This window comes from secondary endosymbiont of Heteropsylla cubana (assembly GCF_000287355.1).
Lineage (GTDB): Bacteria > Pseudomonadota > Gammaproteobacteria > Enterobacterales > Enterobacteriaceae.
In genome coordinates this window covers 439,355-456,567 of sequence record NC_018420.1, presented here as the reverse complement: position 1 = coordinate 456,567, position 17,213 = coordinate 439,355, and the positions used below count along the sequence as shown (strand labels likewise).

Annotated in this window: 8 protein-coding genes, 1 tRNA gene and 1 pseudogene; 6 read left to right on the top strand and 4 right to left on the bottom strand. The window is 28.4% G+C overall.

Features of this window, described 5'->3' with window-relative positions; translation table 11 throughout:
• Positions 1–83: 83 nt before the first annotated feature.
• The 3 genes from ffh to A35E_RS03205 form a co-directional block, all read right to left on the bottom strand.
• Complete coding sequence (gene ffh, locus A35E_RS01140; RefSeq protein ID WP_014888844.1) at positions 84–1,430, bottom strand: signal recognition particle protein; 1,347 nt, start codon at positions 1,428–1,430, stop codon at positions 84–86.
• Between the two features lie 1,560 nt (positions 1,431–2,990).
• Positions 2,991–3,713 carry an NAD(P)H-flavin reductase gene (gene fre, locus A35E_RS01135; protein WP_014888843.1) on the bottom strand — a complete coding sequence of 241 codons (723 nt, stop codon included), beginning with the start codon at positions 3,711–3,713 and terminating at the stop codon, positions 2,991–2,993.
• Positions 3,714–4,613: 900 nt separating this feature from the next.
• Complete coding sequence (locus tag A35E_RS03205; protein ID WP_014888842.1) at positions 4,614–4,787, bottom strand: hypothetical protein; 174 nt, start codon at positions 4,785–4,787, stop codon at positions 4,614–4,616.
• Positions 4,788–6,937: 2,150 nt separating this feature from the next.
• On the opposite strand from A35E_RS03205, the pseudogene lapB reads away from it, so the two are divergent.
• A pseudogene (gene lapB, locus A35E_RS01130) lies at positions 6,938–8,081 on the top strand (lipopolysaccharide assembly protein LapB).
• A gap of 543 nt (positions 8,082–8,624) precedes the next feature.
• Here lapB and A35E_RS01125 read toward each other — a convergent pair.
• Positions 8,625–8,697, bottom strand: a tRNA-Lys gene (locus tag A35E_RS01125).
• Positions 8,698–10,681: 1,984 nt separating this feature from the next.
• Between A35E_RS01125 and tsaE the strand changes: the two genes are divergently transcribed.
• From tsaE to hfq, 5 genes are all read left to right on the top strand, one after another.
• A complete protein-coding gene (gene tsaE, locus A35E_RS01120) occupies positions 10,682–11,170 on the top strand; it encodes a tRNA (adenosine(37)-N6)-threonylcarbamoyltransferase complex ATPase subunit type 1 TsaE (protein WP_014888838.1) in 489 nt (162 codons plus the stop codon).
• The gene (locus A35E_RS01115) at positions 11,167–12,735 is read left to right on the top strand and encodes an N-acetylmuramoyl-L-alanine amidase (protein ID WP_014888837.1); all 1,569 of its coding nucleotides are present in this window, start codon (positions 11,167–11,169) and stop codon (positions 12,733–12,735) included. The genes tsaE and A35E_RS01115 overlap by 4 nt, the downstream gene beginning before the upstream one ends.
• 135 nt (positions 12,736–12,870) lie before the next feature.
• Positions 12,871–15,141: a DNA mismatch repair endonuclease MutL gene (gene mutL / locus A35E_RS02990; protein ID WP_014888836.1), complete on the top strand. Its 2,271-nt coding sequence runs from the start codon at positions 12,871–12,873 to the stop codon at positions 15,139–15,141.
• Positions 15,134–16,078, top strand: a complete 945-nt coding sequence (gene miaA / locus A35E_RS01105; RefSeq protein ID WP_014888835.1) for a tRNA (adenosine(37)-N6)-dimethylallyltransferase MiaA — start codon at positions 15,134–15,136, stop codon at positions 16,076–16,078. The genes mutL and miaA overlap by 8 nt, the downstream gene beginning before the upstream one ends.
• A 115-nt stretch (positions 16,079–16,193) precedes the next feature.
• Positions 16,194–16,499 (top strand): RNA chaperone Hfq, encoded by a 306-nt coding sequence (gene hfq, locus A35E_RS01100; RefSeq protein ID WP_014888834.1) that lies wholly within the window; start codon positions 16,194–16,196, stop codon positions 16,497–16,499.
• Positions 16,500–17,213 lie beyond the last annotated feature (714 nt).

Here is a 17,213-nt window from a genome sequence, read left to right as displayed (position 1 = left end):
CCCTATCAGGGATGATGGGGCCCGGTTGCCGCATAAAAGGGATAAAATTTCTACTTATCTCTTCATAAATAATCAATGGAAAATTAAGGCAATCTAACACCAGATGTTATCATCTCCTTGAGATTATAAATCATTTTTTCTATACCATTTTTATTTATTCTTTTCATTATTTTCTGCATTTCATTAAAATGTTTTAATAATCGGTTAATGTCTTGAACCTGCATACCAGAACCACCAGCAATACGACGTTTACGAGACCCTTTAATAATCTCTGGACTTAAACGTTCTTTAGCTGTCATCGAATTGATAATGGCTTCCATCCTATTCAATAATTTATCATCTATCTGTAAATTAAGATTAGCCGGAAGCTTGCTCCGCATACCGTCTATACCACCTATATTTCGCATTTTTTGAAGGTATCTTAAAAAATCATTGATTTCAAAAACACCTTCTTTTATTATTTTTTTTGCACTTCTTTTTTCTTGAGAAAAATCAATTTTTTTACTTATATCATCAATTAAAGACAATACATCTCCCATACCAAGTATTCGTCCAGCTATACGATCCGGGTAAAATGGTTCCAATGCATCAATTTGCTCGCCAACACCAATGAATTTAATTGATTTACCGGTAAGATAACGAATAGAAAGCGCAGCCCCTCCTCTTGTATCACTATCTAATTTAGTAAGGATGATACCAGTTAAAGGAAGAAATTGATTAAAGGTTCTAGCAACATTAGCCGCATCCTGCCCTGTCATTGCATCAAGGACAAAGAGAGTTTCTATGGGAGAAACAGCAGAATGAATTGCAATAATTTCTGACATCATTACTTTATCTGTATGCATAAAACCAGCTGTATCTATAAGCAACACATCATAAAACTTGCGCTTTGCATGATTCAGTGCTTCCCGTACAATATTGAGGGGAATCTCATTAACAGCAGTGGATGAAAAAACAGAAATACCTACATTTGAAGCAAGAGTCTCTAGTTGTTTAATTGCAGCAGGGCGATAAACATCAGCAGATACCATCAGCACCTTCTTTTTTTTCTGATTATAAAGATACCTACCAAGCTTACCAACACTTGTTGTTTTTCCGGAACCCTGTAACCCAACTATAAGAACGACAGCCGGTGGTTGCACTGCAAGATTAAGTGAGCTATTTTGATCACCCATAGCTTTTATTAACTCAGCATGAATAATTTTTATAAATTCTTGTCCCGGAGTAAAACTTTTATTAATTTCTTTTCCTATGGAATTCTCTTTTACCCGACTAATAAAATTTTTTACAATTGGTAGTGCTACGTCTGCTTCTAAAAGCGCTTTTTGGACTTCACGTAAACTATTTTTAATATTATCTTCAGTCAAACGACCTCTACCACTGATTTTACGTAATGTTAACGATAATCGTTCCGATAAATTTTCAAACATTTTTTTTACTCAAAGTGCGTCTAAAATTAATTTTTTAAAATTCTACTCGGAAGTAGAAGATGAAAATCCAAACACAATCTATTTATAATAAATAGCAACATTATACATTAAAATATAATTTATTACCTTTTTTATTAAAAAAATAATATAGATATATATTTGTTTCTATCACTGATGACAGTATGTCTATTAAGATAGACACTGTTATTAAATGATAGATCTTAGTTAAATTTTCTGATGAATCACAATTTTCTAATGCTTTAAAAATATGCTAATGTAGAGGTTAAACTAATAAAAAGTCTATTACAGTATTTTACTATCAAAAAAATAACATCAAATCATCTATTTGATAAGTATATAAGCAAAATACTTTTATTATGCTAGTACAATATTTAGTACTAATAATAATATTATTTTCTTCTATTCTTGTGTGTGATTAAATAATATTAATTACTTAAACGTAGTATTTACATACGATATACAAGAGATAATATATTTAAGTTAATAACATAACTATGTTAGTTGAATATTTGTTTTACATTCAACAGGCTAACCTTATAACATCTTCTTTATTTCAAAAAAAACGAAATTAAAACTTTAACTGATTTAAAAAAAAGAGAAATAAATTGTGTGCGTATTAAATTTTGTAAGGGTCATAATATTCTATTTACGCAGCATAAGACCAATAAATTTTTTTTGAAAAGAATAATTTACTAAAAAATTAAACATTAAAGTCAATTAAGTATAGAAATTTAGAATTTTCTATTCTAAACAATCTAGATCATTTAAAAAAATTATTAATCCTCTTCAAAAAAAATATAATATTTACTTAACACTAAACAATTGCAGCATCTTTTCATTACTAATCGAGACAACATCTAACTTAAAAAAGTTAGCTTTTTAATCATATTAAATATTAAACTATTAATATAAGATAGCTCATTAAGAAAACAAATTAAGATATATAAAAACTGACACCAATATATTAATATCAATAAAAACGTATAATCAATAAAGCCATATAAGAAAACTATATTACCATCAAACTAATTGACTTTAAAACTAACCTCATTAGTTAAAATTAACTTAATATATTAAACATATTAAATAAAATTATTAAAAATATGGAATTATAATAAGGGTCTAATAAGAAAGAGAAAAACATAAATATCCATATTTAAATAAAAGTTTATTTATTTAATAAATATTGTAAATATAAAATTTAATTATTAAACTAATAATGTAGTCAAAATTTTTCAAAAAAAAACAAAAAAAACAATAATTATAAAATATCTCAAAAAAAAAGTAAAAAATACTTAATTAAACAATCCTATATAAGAGATTTCAACAAAAAAATAATAACTTCTACAAATTAACTAAAGTATGATATACTAATAAAATATAAAATATTAAAATAAAAATAACTTTCTATGAAAGAAATTTGAGTTGCGCGTATAAAATTTATAATATAGAACAATAATCTTATGAAGCAATTTAGATGCAATCAAAGTTACTATTCTCTAAATAACTTCTTTTTCGTGAAAAAAAACAAATGGAGTCTTAATTAAAATAAAAGTTTCTCTCTAAACTAAAAGCATCACTGAAAATACGCTCAACTACAGCCCTACACTCACTGCATAACAGTGTTTGCGCAACTCTTGCCATATTAAAATTTCCTCCAATATAAATATCGTAAGGTTTTAAATAGTTATAATCTTGTATTACTGCCATTATAACAGTACCATAACGCCCTTTCCATTGCTTATCATCACATTGTTCTACTACTGGTACCACTGATAACTTAGAATACTGTAAAGCAAGCACTTCTAGTTCATCTAACTTATAAAGATGTTCTCGCTTTTTTCCTCCCCAATATATCATTACTTTACGTGTAGGCTGCAGCGAAAGCACGGTTAGTAAAATAGAGCGTATGTAAGAAAAACCGGTACCTCCAGCAATTAATAAAATTGGTCGCTCGGTATCGTCACGTAAAAAAGCGCTCCCTCTAGGCCTCTCTATGGTGATCTCTTGTGTTTTAATAACAGCTTCCACAAGCTTACGTGCATAAAGATTTAAAGAAGAGGCATCGATATGGAGCTCGATAAAAGTCTGTTCTAGTGGTGTCGACGCCATAGAAAATGGTCTTATATCATTATGATCCATAACTACCATTAAATACTGACCGGCACGAAAATTATAAGTCGGTGCCCTAACCAACCGTATACGATAAACGGTTTTAGTAATTGCATCTACGGATAAGACCTTACAAGTCAATCTTATCATGTATTCCTCTGTTTGTTTTTTTTACATATACTCTAACGGAGACTCATATAATCATAATTAACCATCTACATCGCACTCTCTGCTATTCAGTCTATTTATTAAAGTGGTTTTTCCAATTCTCAACTTATCTTTTTTTTCAATTTTGTTTATTTTTTCTATATCTACTTTTAAGTCTGCCTGTAAAAATAGTGATGAAAACCTTCATAATCTATAGAGGTATTTTTATAAATATAATATCTCATTTAAAATACATTTTATTAATAATGGTCTAAATTAGATATTTTTAACTGAACTGCTTAATTTTATCAAAAAATAATAAATTTATTATGTAAATTAACCCAGGAAGCTCAAATCTTGATTGTCACATTCTTAAAATCGCCTATATATTGTTTATAGCATTTTCGAAACAAAACAATGAGAGTATTTTATTGCAGGTAAATAAAATTTACAATTTCCTAAAACTCTCTTTAATAAGGTTGAAAACTTCTTGCAAGTCACTTATTATTATTTTTTAGCATCTAGAACATTAATATATATATTGAGTAGAAAATGCATCCAATTATTTCCTAGCGTAGGAAATATAAAAAACTTGTCGATTTCATTTTATATATTCGATATAACTGCCATACGATCTCTTTATCGCTTTTCCTTCGGGTGCGGGATAAGACTTTTAAGATAATTTCTTTGCTGTCTAAAACAGTTTAAATAGAAGAAGATAATTGATTATCTCAACTTTATTAATAAAAGTAGCCTTGAAAAATACGTCGCCAAAAATCCCTGTAGTATTGAATCTTATAGAAGATAAAATACTTTCTATATTAGTACTAAATCTCACCGCAATTAAAAATCTTTGCTAAACTTGCTCTAGATTTACTTCTATAAATCTAACCTTTCATTTTTTTATGCAACCAAGTCGTACAATTTTATCTGATTGTATTTAAAATCTTTCTTTACTAGATAATAATCTTTTTCACATTTCATATTTTGGTTCCAGACATTTATAAAATACCAAGCACCCCACGCCACCATATCACCAAACCAATAACGCATAATAACAGAAATTGATTTTTTCATTTACTGAAAGGATCCCTCTAAAAAAAAAGAAAAAAATTTAACTTTGAGCATAAGATTGTTAGTAATTAGTGCTATAGTAATCATATTGATCATTTAGAGTACAATTAGAGATTTATTTTAACAACTCTAGAAAATACCTAAGTAAATTTATAGATTTTATTTACAACAAAGAATTTTCTTATATCGGAGAAAGCATGTTTCTCTTTTTTTTCATTCACAACTAATACGACTTGTTAAAAAATTAAAAAAAAAGAATTACATAAAAACCAACATAGTGTACAGTTTTTTATAAAAAAAACGTGCTAATGCTCTCTTAAAAGTTCTATCGATAATTATTATCATCGTAAAATTAGATTTAATAAGTAATCAATACGTTTTAACTTTCCTCTATAATTCTAAATAAAAACTCATTAAATTTATATTATAAATACGTTCAGAACTATTTTTTAATATGAACATTTTTTAGATTTGATGACTTTTTAATCATATTAGATATAAAAAAAACAACTAACATATTTTTACTAGTTACCAACTATAGTAACTATATATTTTTTGAAATATCAACTCTAGATTATTCTCTTATTTTCTACCATTACAACACTTTTAATTATTTTCACATTGCAGGTGAACAGATAGGGATTCTTTGATTCTCCCCTACCCAAACAAAATTTTAAAGAAAATATAAATACTTTATCTGTATTAAAAGGAATACTAAAACAACATTTATTTTATTTTAGACTTATTTCTTATTAACAATCAACTAATATTCAATGCTTTAGTTCAAGATGATAATGTCATTCGATATATTCAACCTCATCATTATTCTATATCCTTGCAAAAAATATTTTTTTATTTACTACACTACTTAAGTGATAAAATTTTTATGTTAAGAATCTTAATGTAAATTTACTTAACCTTCTTATATTATCCATTGAACCTATTACATAAAAATTATTAACAAATTTACATTAGTTATATGATAGGAATTAATTAACATAAATAACCTGATATATTTATCTAATATTTTCTATATCTCGCTAATCTCTTCTTTTAATATAAGCATACAAATTCTTATTATATAGACGCTTTCTTAGAAAAGAATTTAGTTTTTCGCAGACAAAATATATGCAATATCTTTTAAACTTAAAGCAGTATATATATCGGTTAAAACCATAATTTTAATAAAAATTAATTAATATGCTATATAATTTGATAAAAAAATAACTAGAATAATTTTAAAAAATATAAATTAATTGTAGAAAAGTAATAATAATTGTATTTAAGCGGACAAGGAACTAATTTTTCGCTGAAGCAATATTGCCTTTTTAAATGTATAATGTTTATTGCATCACCGCCTCTTTTTAAGAGCCTAATACTCTTAACCAACATCTTAAAAACAACATAAATATTTATTTATAAAATTCTTTCTTAAGAAGCAACTAAAAAAATATCCAAAATGAGAAAAATATCTTCAAATAGAATAACCTAAAATGTCATTTATAAGAAAATATTAAAGATTAATAATACTTAGTGATCTACCGAGAAAAGGTAAGTAAAAATATCTGAGAAAATTAATTTAACCATTGTTAATATTAAGTTACTACAAAAGCAATCTTTTAGATCATTTCGACTTAACCAAAATGAAAAACATAAATCCGCATGACCGTGATTTATAAATAGATAATTAGGTAATAACGATTAAAAAAATAAATAAAATAATATTGTTACTAACGCAAAACATATCTAGATTACATAAAAATGTTAACTACAAAACTAACTAGTTACTTTAATTAAAGTAAAATCCACAGTGCCATTTTAAATAATTAAAAAATTATATTTTGTTAATCATCTCTAATGCGTTTCTTATTCAAGTGATTTTTATGTCAATAATAATAGTTGTCAATTCTTAAAACCTCTCCTGAGTCAGATTAAGTTCATTTATACTTGTATCTAAATTGCCGATTACAACCCGCTTAATTATCAAAAATTTTTCTTTTGTGCATCACTTTAGTTAATTATACATGTATATAGCTCTAATCTAAAGTTGCAGGTAAAATAAAATGTTTAAAACAGCAACTTAGATCTCTCAGAAATAGCGCAATCTGGTTATTAACTTAAACATCTGTTATTACATTTAAGGAGTCGTCACTATGTTAGAATTACTGTTTCTCTTGCCACCCATAGCTGCGACTTATGGGTGGTATATGAGACGCAAGTGCATACAGCAGAGACCTAACCGCCTCTCCCGAGGAGGGCATATTGCAGAAATAAGTTTTTTTATTATCTAGCCAACAAAATAAGGCAGTAGACCTATTTTTATACATGTTAAAAAACAGCAATACTTTTGAAGCTCATCTAATGCTAGTTAATTTATTCCGGTCCAGAAGCGAAGTTGACCAGCTTTACGCATTCACAAAAAGTTAATTAAAAGCACTTCATTAAGTTTTTCACAACGTTTATTAGCTATCCAACAACTAGGGCGTAATTATATGGCAACAGGTTTTTATGATTGTACTGAAAATGTATTTAATCAGTTAATAAACGAACATGACTTTCGAATCAGTACATTAAGTCTACTTTTGAAAATATATCAAGCAACTAGCGAATGGTTAAAAGAAATAGAAACCGCTGAAAAATTAGTTAAACTTGGAAAAAAAAACAATACCGGGTAGAAATTGCGCATTTTTACTGTAAACTAGCACTCAGAGTTCTGGATAATAATAACATCAATTTTGCCCTATTTTTATTAAAAAAAAGGGAGCAGGTGCAAATGAAAATAGTGCAATGGTATCTATCATGCGCGCTAGAATCTATATAGAACAACAAGATTATACAAATGTAATTGATGAATTAACTAAAGTATTAGAACAGGATCGTGAAATGATTAGTAAAAAATTATTAATTGAGAACATTTCTTAAGCGCTGTATAGAAGAAAACGTTGGCTCAGCAGCGGAACTAATACTCACAGATATCATTAAAAGAAAACAAGGACCTGAAGTAGATCACGGTTACATTAATCAACAATTAAAACAACATCCAACAATGCATCTATTTCACCGACTAATGAAATTTTATCTGAGCGAAACAAAAAAAATAGTCGTGCGAAAGAAAGTTCGCAAAAACTGCGGAATATTGTGGAAGAACAAATTCATACTAAACCTCGATATCATTGCCAAAAATGCGATTTTAACCCTCAAAGCATTTATTGGCGTTGCCCATCTTGTAAATCATCGGCTTCTATTAAACCTATTCGAAGGTTAGACGATCAACAATATATCTATATACCATCGTAACCTATATGTTAATTTAACTTCACAGAACATTAATTTTTTTCAAAGTATCTATAAGTTAGATGGTTAGATAAAAAAACTAGAATTTAATCTAGGTTGATTTAATTTTATCAATAAACTCCTAACATAAAAAATAAATCTATATAAAAAATTATAATTGATAATTAATGACTATCTAAATTATCATAAAATACATATTAAAACCTTCAATGAAAAATAAATATTAAAAAATCCTGATTTTTTATAAAAATAAAAAATAATTTCAATATAATGTTTACAACATTCCCTGATGATCAAAGTCACAATGAGTTTTTATACAGTAAAATTGATTAAGATTATAGTAAAAATTACTAATTGTAATTAATAAAGATCGAGAGAAAATACTGTAAATAAAAAATTTTAATACAATTCAATTACTTGCAAAATCTTAACTTTGAATAAGATTTACATCGTTTTCTTATTGTTTATTTATATCTTATTGTTTATTTAAAAAGATAAAACTTTTATTTTATATAGTATAAAAATATTAAATTAATAATGAAATGATGGGTCGTGCAGGATTCGAACCTGCGACCAATTGATTAAAAGTCAACTGCTCTACCGACTGAGCTAACAACCCAATTACATCAATATAAAAAAAATAATTTACTATGATTTAAATATTAGATTTTGTATGTTTTAAAAATTATAACAAAACGGTATTCTAAGTCAACGAATTTCCTTATAAATTTACGCATTAATATTAAATTATTTACGAATTTGTATTGTTTCTTTTAAGGAGATTGTAAATCTTTAGATTTCTATTTTTATATCTACTCATCTAATTGATTTAAAAACACCTTAATTCTTTTTATCATATTGATTATAATCAATATTACTTTCTTGAAAAAAAATAACGACATCTTGTAGAGAACAATGCCTCGCCCTATTAACTGATAGAAATATCATAATTTACCATTGAATTCAAATGATGCATTTTCCAGGAGATTTGCGCTACTTAGACCTATTAAAATATCAAATTAATTAACATCATACAGTAGATCATAAGTTAACATAATCCTGTTTTTAGTATGAAACTAATTGACTCATATTCCATAATATTTAGTTGTAGTATTACCTTATACCTAACTTGTGTTTTTAACCTTACCTATAATTAAAAATATTGAGTTTATTTAAAAATGTATTTAAATAGCTCAGATTTAAGAGCTGTAATTTTCTTATTTCGCTTATCTAAGCGTGTACTGATTGCAAAATAATCTAACAATTATTAATTGTACCGAGATCTAAAAAATTAACAAATGTTATTAAAGGAAACCTTGATAACTTTTTATCACACCAGTTATAAAGTTTTTTGAAGTGTAAAAAATCGACTAATTAAAGTTTGCTTCTAACTGCTTGCTTAGATATTTTAAGATATTAATAACTAACTAATAAAAATATATTATCAATGAGATCACCGAAAAAAACTTAACTATAATAATCAAGATATTGATTTTTATTTACAATCTATTCTGTTGTTATCTGTAGTTTTTTAAATCTAAACTTTATAAAATTCAATTATATAAAATATGTATGCAATCTTTTTATCTCGAACTTAAAAAGACCTAAATAATGTTAAAAAATTTTATAGAATTCTGCTTAATAAAATAAATGTTTATTGCTCTTTTTGACACGCAAACACTTTTCAATTACCTATCTAAATAAAGGTTTAAACTTCATAAGTCCTCTTCAATAATATACACGTGTTCTTAATTATTTAACCTACTTCCCCAAATTGCAAATACGAAGAAAAACAGTGAAAATCAATCTAATAATACAGCGAGGTTAATTCGTTGTTAAGAAATGTAAAAAATAAAAATCATCCACAAGAACAAACAAAAAAAACCACTAACATTGTACTATGCAATTATAGATTATGACGTAATATACAAATACCGCAATATAGAAACATTTGATAAAATCATTAATATTTAGATTACTCCAACAATTTAACTTAGATAAAAGCTTATATCAGAAAAATACAATAAACGCCTATATAAAATATGCGGATAATAAATCCTCAAACGACCTTTTAACTGTCGTACCTACAATTGTTAGTGAATAAATAAATTACAAAAAAAATGACTATTCTTACCCAAGAAGCACAAATGAAATATTTTTGAATAATCGATATTATTAATACAATAACACCATTTTAAATAAACACCTAGATTACCTAATTAAACAATAAAAAAATACAGTTAGTCTTAGTTGTTTAGCTATGAAATCTATATTTTTGAGATATAATTTTTCTTTATACATATAAGGTCGTAATTTATATTAATTTACATATATGCAAGTCATGCGGAATGATTTTCGTTATGAAAATTAAATAAAAATAATCTTACTAATAGCATCAAATAGAACGGCGTCTAATAAAGACAATAAGTTTCCTTATTTTAAATCGCGCTATTTTTTAGTCTAAAAGAAACCTTTAATACTGTTAATTTTAATCTTTAAAAAAAATGTAATACCTACGGTATTATTTTTTTATTAATAATATTTTAATATAAATAAACTATTTTTTACTACTCCTTGTTACCAAAATTTATAGAAAGCATAGTATGATAAAGTATATCATATCCCTGTCAAATGAAAAGACAACTATGAGATTAGGATCTGCAGTCGCTTATTCCTGTCAAACAACCTGTTCTGGATGCGTAATTTATCTTTATGGTGATCTCGGCTCTGGAAAAACTACATTTTGTCGCGGTTTTCTTCGTGCATTAGGACATGTCGGCAATGTAAAAAGTCCAACATATACCTTAATTGAGCCGTATACTTTATTGCATTGGACAGTATACCATTGTGATTTATATCGCCTCACAACACCAGAAGAACTTGATTTTTTGGGAATACGTGATTATTTCAATCATACCGCTCTTTGGTTAATAGAGTGGCCACAACGCGGCAATAATAACTTACCAATGGCCGATATTTCGATAACACTTCAATATTATAAAAATGAACGACAAGCAGAAACTAACGCTTTAACTTCTATCGGCATGCAAATCCTAACACGTTTAGGACCCTTAAAGGAAACACTTGCATGATCTTTCAGTTTTGGAAAATGACACTTGTACTAGTTAGCTTATGTGCAGGAAAATCAATAAAAGCAGCGATGCTATCTGATATCGATATTAAAAACTGCACTAATACAGCAAAAATAACATTTACGTTTAACCAAGTACCAAGATATAATTTTACATTACTACACAATCCCGAAGCAGTGATATTAGACATCTATGCAAGTGATGCAGCACAAGACAGATTTCCTATTGAATTGAGCTGTGAGAACATTGTTAAATCTGTATACCTTAACACACCAATCAGTAAACAAAACGTCCGCTTAACCTTCGCGTTAAATCACACATCTAAAGTAAAATCTACCCATAATTATTCTAGTGGTCGTTTTGTTCTTCCTTTAAATTTAACTAAAAAACTTCCTACGACTTTACACGCTAAATCGACCCATGATAACAAAGTAATTTTTAGTCAATCTTGGCAATCAAAACCATCAAACAAGCTATTTATCAACGAAACAAACCTCGTAAGCCGATCTAATCCAAATTCCACTCCACAAATTCAACAACAAACACGGCATTGTCATTTATCAGTAGATAAAAAAGTGATAGTTGTTGCTATTGACGCCGGTCATGGAGGACAAGATCCTGGGGCAATAGGACCGAACGGCCTGCGCGAAAAAAATATAACCATGGCTATTGCTAAAAAACTAAATATACTACTTGAAAAAGACGCAATGTTTAAACCAGTATTAACACGTGATAGTGATTATTTTGTTTCTGTAAAAGGGCGCTCTGATTTTGCACGTAAAAAGGGAGCTAGTGTTCTCATATCGATTCATGCCGATGCTGCACCCAATCATAGAGCTAGCGGTGCATCAGTGTGGGTTCTCTCTACAAGACGAGCCAATAGCGAAATGGCAGCTTGGTTAGAACGGAATGAAAAACAGTCAGAGCTCCTCGGAGGCACTGGAGATTTGCTTTCTAGAACGCATCCAGATCCCTACTTAAGTCATGCTTTACTAGATCTACAATTCGGTTACTCACAACGAGTAGGATACGATATCGCGCTACAAATTTTAGCTCAACTACAACAAATAGGCCCCTTGCATAAAAAACTACCAGAACATGCCAGTCTAGGAGTTCTCCGCTCACCAGATATTCCGTCATTACTAGTAGAAACTAGCTTTATTACTAATACTCGAGAAGCACAACTACTTGGTAATAGTGCGTATCAACATAAGATTGCTAATGCTTTATATCTAGGACTACGATCGTATTTTTTAGCGCATCCGATTCAAACTTTCCCTAAAGTAAATCAGTCTTTCCAAAAATTTAGCTCTGAGAATAACGTAAAATATCATATTGTTAAAATTAATGAAACCCTGTTTTCTATTGCTCGTCACTATAAAGTGAGCATCAATTCTATCCGAAAGATTAATAAAATTAAAGAAGATACTATCTGGATAGGACAACAATTACGTATTCCAAAAAATAACATCGTTTCAGGTGCTTCATTAACTAGCATTGAAACAGATACATCTACTCTCTCAGTACAATGGGATTCTTTAATATTTGATAGGACTATAAATTGACTCTACTTGCTGTGCATTACTATATTTTCTTCTATGTAAAATATAAAATTTAACGAATAATATGATATTTTATTATTTTATTTCGAATCGGAAATTTATTCCAAGAATCGGCGAGGTTAAAAAGGTCACACTCTTATGTCAATACAGGTATTACCCCTACAACTTTCTAGCCAAATCGCTGCTGGTGAAATAGTTGAACATCCTGGGTCGGTAGTGAAGGAGCTTATTGAAAACAATCTAAACGCTGAAGCAACTCAAATTGAAATCAACATTAAAGGTGGAAGTATCAATCGGACCAACATTCGAGATAATGGAACAGGAATTAATGAAGAAAAACTCTTATTAACACTAGCTAGTGATATAACTAGCAAGATCAGTTGTTTTAAAGACCTGATCACTATTAATACTCTAGGTTTTTGCGGAAAAGCACTAGCTAGTAGCATTCGCGCCGTCTCAGGTCTAACGTTAACATCACGCACTTCTATACAAAACGGAGCATGGCAAGTATACACTAAAGATCGGGATTTAAGTATTATACCAAAACCTATTGCTCACCCAATAGGAACAACGGTAAAGGTACTAGATTCCTTTTACAACACACCTGCCAGAAAAAAATTTCTTCGTTCTGAAAAAAGCGAATTTATTCAAATTGATGAAGTTATACATTACATTGCGTTAGAACGATCTAAAGTAACTTTTATTTTGAATCATAACGGAACAACAGTTCTACAATATCGTGCTATTAACCAACCAACTCAACAACGTCGGAAACTTATTGCGCTATGCGGTTCAATATTTGTAAATCAATATATTAATGTTTTTTGGAAACATAGTTGTTTAAGTATTCACAGTTTAGCGGGTAATCCATCAGCTAGCAAACTGCCTGAAATACAGTATAGTTGTATTAATATACGTGTTATTCATAACAAATTAATCAAACTCGCCGTCCGACGAGAATATAAACATCACCTACAAGGAAAACAAAAACCAGCTTTTATATCATTTATTCAGACGGATCCTCAAAAATTAAATATTAACATCCATCCAGATAAGAAAGATGTAGGTTGTTACGAAGGAAGATTAATTTACGATGTTATCTATCAAGCAGTTAGGACTACATTTGACGCTAATATGACCCGTGAACGAATGAAAGTAATTGATCAGCGAGAATCTCCTCTGCAATACAACCTAACATCAGCAGTAAGTTTTTCCACAATCACTATCGATCAGAATCCACTTTTTTGGATAACAAAAAAAAGTATTGTTACAATAACACCAGTCTTATCGTTAGATCTCACCACCTCAAGACAACTTCTTTCTTTAAATTACAAAAATTCAAAAAGCCAATATGAAAGAAATTACACACAAATAATAAAAGATAATAACAAAGATGAAGAGTACAACGAGGATATTGTTTCAATATATCAGCATAATCAATATAGTAACTACCATTTGAAATACAATGACGAGTATTTTTTTAAGATAATTTTATCGAATCAAACAAAATTTATATATCGCAATATAATCCCGTTGTCAACTTTTATAGAAATAAAAAAACAAGAAGAACGTAATATCTCTAATCAACATAAATTAAAATATACTTTTTCTGTTAGTAAAAAAATATTTTTTTCTCATCACCTTAACCATGCTAGTAATAGTTATACTCACAATAAATTAAAGATGCAATTGGTGCTAATTAGTCATCATGCTTATCTAATAGATAAGCACTCGCTTGAAACAAATAAAAATCTAGATTTTATAAAGACCAATAAAACCAATATACATCCTATTTATAGTAATAAAAAAGTTAATACCTACGTAAAAATTAAAGAAAATATTATAAGAAATCTATCTACGTATGGTCTATTTTTAACTGTGATACCAGCTTTCTATACACTACTTAAATCCGACGAGATTTTAACGTTATTTTCTTTGAAAGTTGCAAGAAGATTCCTTGTTGAGAATCAATTGAAAACTACAAATAAAACACTACAGACTCAATCACTATTAATTCCTCTACATATAATATTATGTAAACAAGAAATCGCAACATTCATGCGAAACCAACAACCACTAATAAATTTAGGTATTACATTTCAAACAGATAATGTAAATTATATAATATTGCGTTCAGAATCCCCTCTTTTACAGCAACAAAATTTATATAAATTAATTTCTGAATTTTTTAATTATCTTAAAACTAAGATATCAATAACATATCACCAAGCCACCGTGTGGCTTGCTTATTTTATAGAAAAACAATCATTTAACTGGGATCATGTAAAAGCAATACAATTGATTTCCGAAACAGAGCAACTGTATCCCCACTTACTTAAATACCTACCACGCAATCTTTTTATAAGATTAAACTTCGAAACTGCTATTAAAGCTCTACATCATGACTAAAACTAAATTTGCTCACTGCTGGCCTAAAGCAATTTTTTTTATGGGACCAACTGCTTCAGAAAAAACTGCACTAGCGATAAAATTACGTCAGTATTTTCCGGTAGAAATTATTAGTGTTGATTCTGGACTAATCTATCGCGGGATGAATATCGGAACAACAAAACCTAGTCTTTCTGAATTGATTCAAGCTCCACATCACTTAATAGATATTCGAGATCCTAAAGAAGTTTATTCGGCGGCCGACTTTCGACATGATGCTCTTAAAGCAATGCAAGAAATCACTAAAACTGGATGTATACCATTGCTTGTCGGTGGAACTATGCTTTATTTTAAAGCCTTGCTAGAGGGGTTATCTCCTTTACCATGTGCTAATTCCGAAATACGCAAACATATTACATCCGAAGCCAAAATTGTTGGCTGGAGAACATTATATCGAAAATTACAAGATATTGATCCGATTTCCGCTAATCGTATTCATGCTAATGACCTACAGAGATTATCTCGAGCACTAGAAGTTTTTCTTATAACAGGTAAAACCTTAACAGAACTAAGAAAAAAATCTGGTCAATCATTAAAGTATCAGGTTTATCAATTCGCTATAGCATCCTCTGACCGGATTGTGCAATATCAGAAAATAAAAAAGCGCTTTTATAAAATATTATCCGATGGATTCGAAAATGAAGTAAAGACACTTTTTTCTCGTGGTGATCTTAATAAAGAAATGCCATCTATTCGTTGCGTTGGTTATCGCCAGATGTGGTCTTATTTAGCTAATGAAATCAATTATGAAGAGATGGTTTATCAAGGAATTTACGCTACGAAACAACTTTCTAAACGCCAAATGACCTGGCTACGTAGATGGAAAGACGTTCATTGGATAAATAGCGATAATTTAACTATTGCTCTTAAAAAGATATTACAAATTATTAGTAATTAAAATAAAATTTATCTGTATAATTGTTTATACTACATCTACTTTTTATAAAAACTGGTTTGTTTACGACATAAATCGTTTATTTTATAGAAAAACAAGTAAATTAAGGAAAAACATAATGGGTAAGGGGAAATCTTTACAAGATCCGTTCTTAAATGCATTACGTCGAGAACGTGTTTCAGTTTCTATTTATTTGGTTAATGGAATTAAACTACAAGGACAAATTGAATCTTTTGATCAATTTGTTATTTTGTTGAAAAATAATATCAGCCAAATGGTTTATAAACATGCTATCTCTACTGTCGTACCGTCACGTCCTATATCTCATCATCATACTAATTCGACTGACAGTGCAATCGATTATAAAAATACTCACATCCTTTCTATACAACCACCGAAACTGGCAAGCAATCAAAAAGAATAAGCTTCACATTTTATTAGAGTTTATAGTTAAAAGTTATATTATTTTTCTAGAAAAACACTTATAGTTTTTGTATATTAGATAGAATATATTTCTCGTTTAAACACTTAGTAAGATAGTAAATCACTATAAATAGTATATTTTAAAAATAGAGTTTATATCAAAAAGTCTCCATGCAGAGAAAAACTCCTCGCCCCCCTTGCGTAAAATACGAAGTAGATTTTAAAGGAAAGAGAAACTGCAATGCTACTTAAGTTAGATTATTAGCAAGGGAGGGTAAAAAATAATAAATATTCTAAAAATTAAGTAATACGCTTTACTATGACTATACCTTTTTATAAAAAACTATTTTCTTAAATATTTCGTAAAAAATTATAAACAATCAATCTACTTTCGTTGATCATTCTGTATTAACCACTAATTAAAAATTATGATACCTAGCTCAGAAATAAAAAAAATATATAGTTGTGATACTATTGTTATTCTAAACTTTGATACCTCAAAAACGTTTTAAAATAATAAATTAATCTAGCTTGATCAAAACAAAACCAAACTAAACATTTTAGTAAATGAGACTAAGATATTAAAATAAAAATTTTTTTATAGAAAGTTAAAAATAGAACTAAATAACTTACTTTTTTTTACATTAATATTAAAGATAATCATTACTCTGTTTGACAGTAATTAAAAGTAAAGACACTATTTAATCTACATATC

What these genes read in the sequence shown, in the direction of transcription:
- ffh (WP_014888844.1), bottom strand. Translation starts at nt 1,430, where the DNA reads ATGTTTGAAAATTTATCGGAACGATTATCGTTAACATTACGTAAAATC.
- mutL (WP_014888836.1), top strand. Translation starts at nt 12,871, where the DNA reads ATGTCAATACAGGTATTACCCCTACAACTTTCTAGCCAAATCGCTGCT.
- tsaE (WP_014888838.1), top strand. Translation starts at nt 10,682, where the DNA reads ATGATAAAGTATATCATATCCCTGTCAAATGAAAAGACAACTATGAGA.
- A35E_RS01115 (WP_014888837.1), top strand. Translation starts at nt 11,167, where the DNA reads ATGATCTTTCAGTTTTGGAAAATGACACTTGTACTAGTTAGCTTATGT.
- fre (WP_014888843.1), bottom strand. Translation starts at nt 3,713, where the DNA reads ATGATAAGATTGACTTGTAAGGTCTTATCCGTAGATGCAATTACTAAA.
- miaA (WP_014888835.1), top strand. Translation starts at nt 15,134, where the DNA reads ATGACTAAAACTAAATTTGCTCACTGCTGGCCTAAAGCAATTTTTTTT.
- A35E_RS03205 (WP_014888842.1), bottom strand. Translation starts at nt 4,787, where the DNA reads ATGAAAAAATCAATTTCTGTTATTATGCGTTATTGGTTTGGTGATATG.
- hfq (WP_014888834.1), top strand. Translation starts at nt 16,194, where the DNA reads ATGGGTAAGGGGAAATCTTTACAAGATCCGTTCTTAAATGCATTACGT.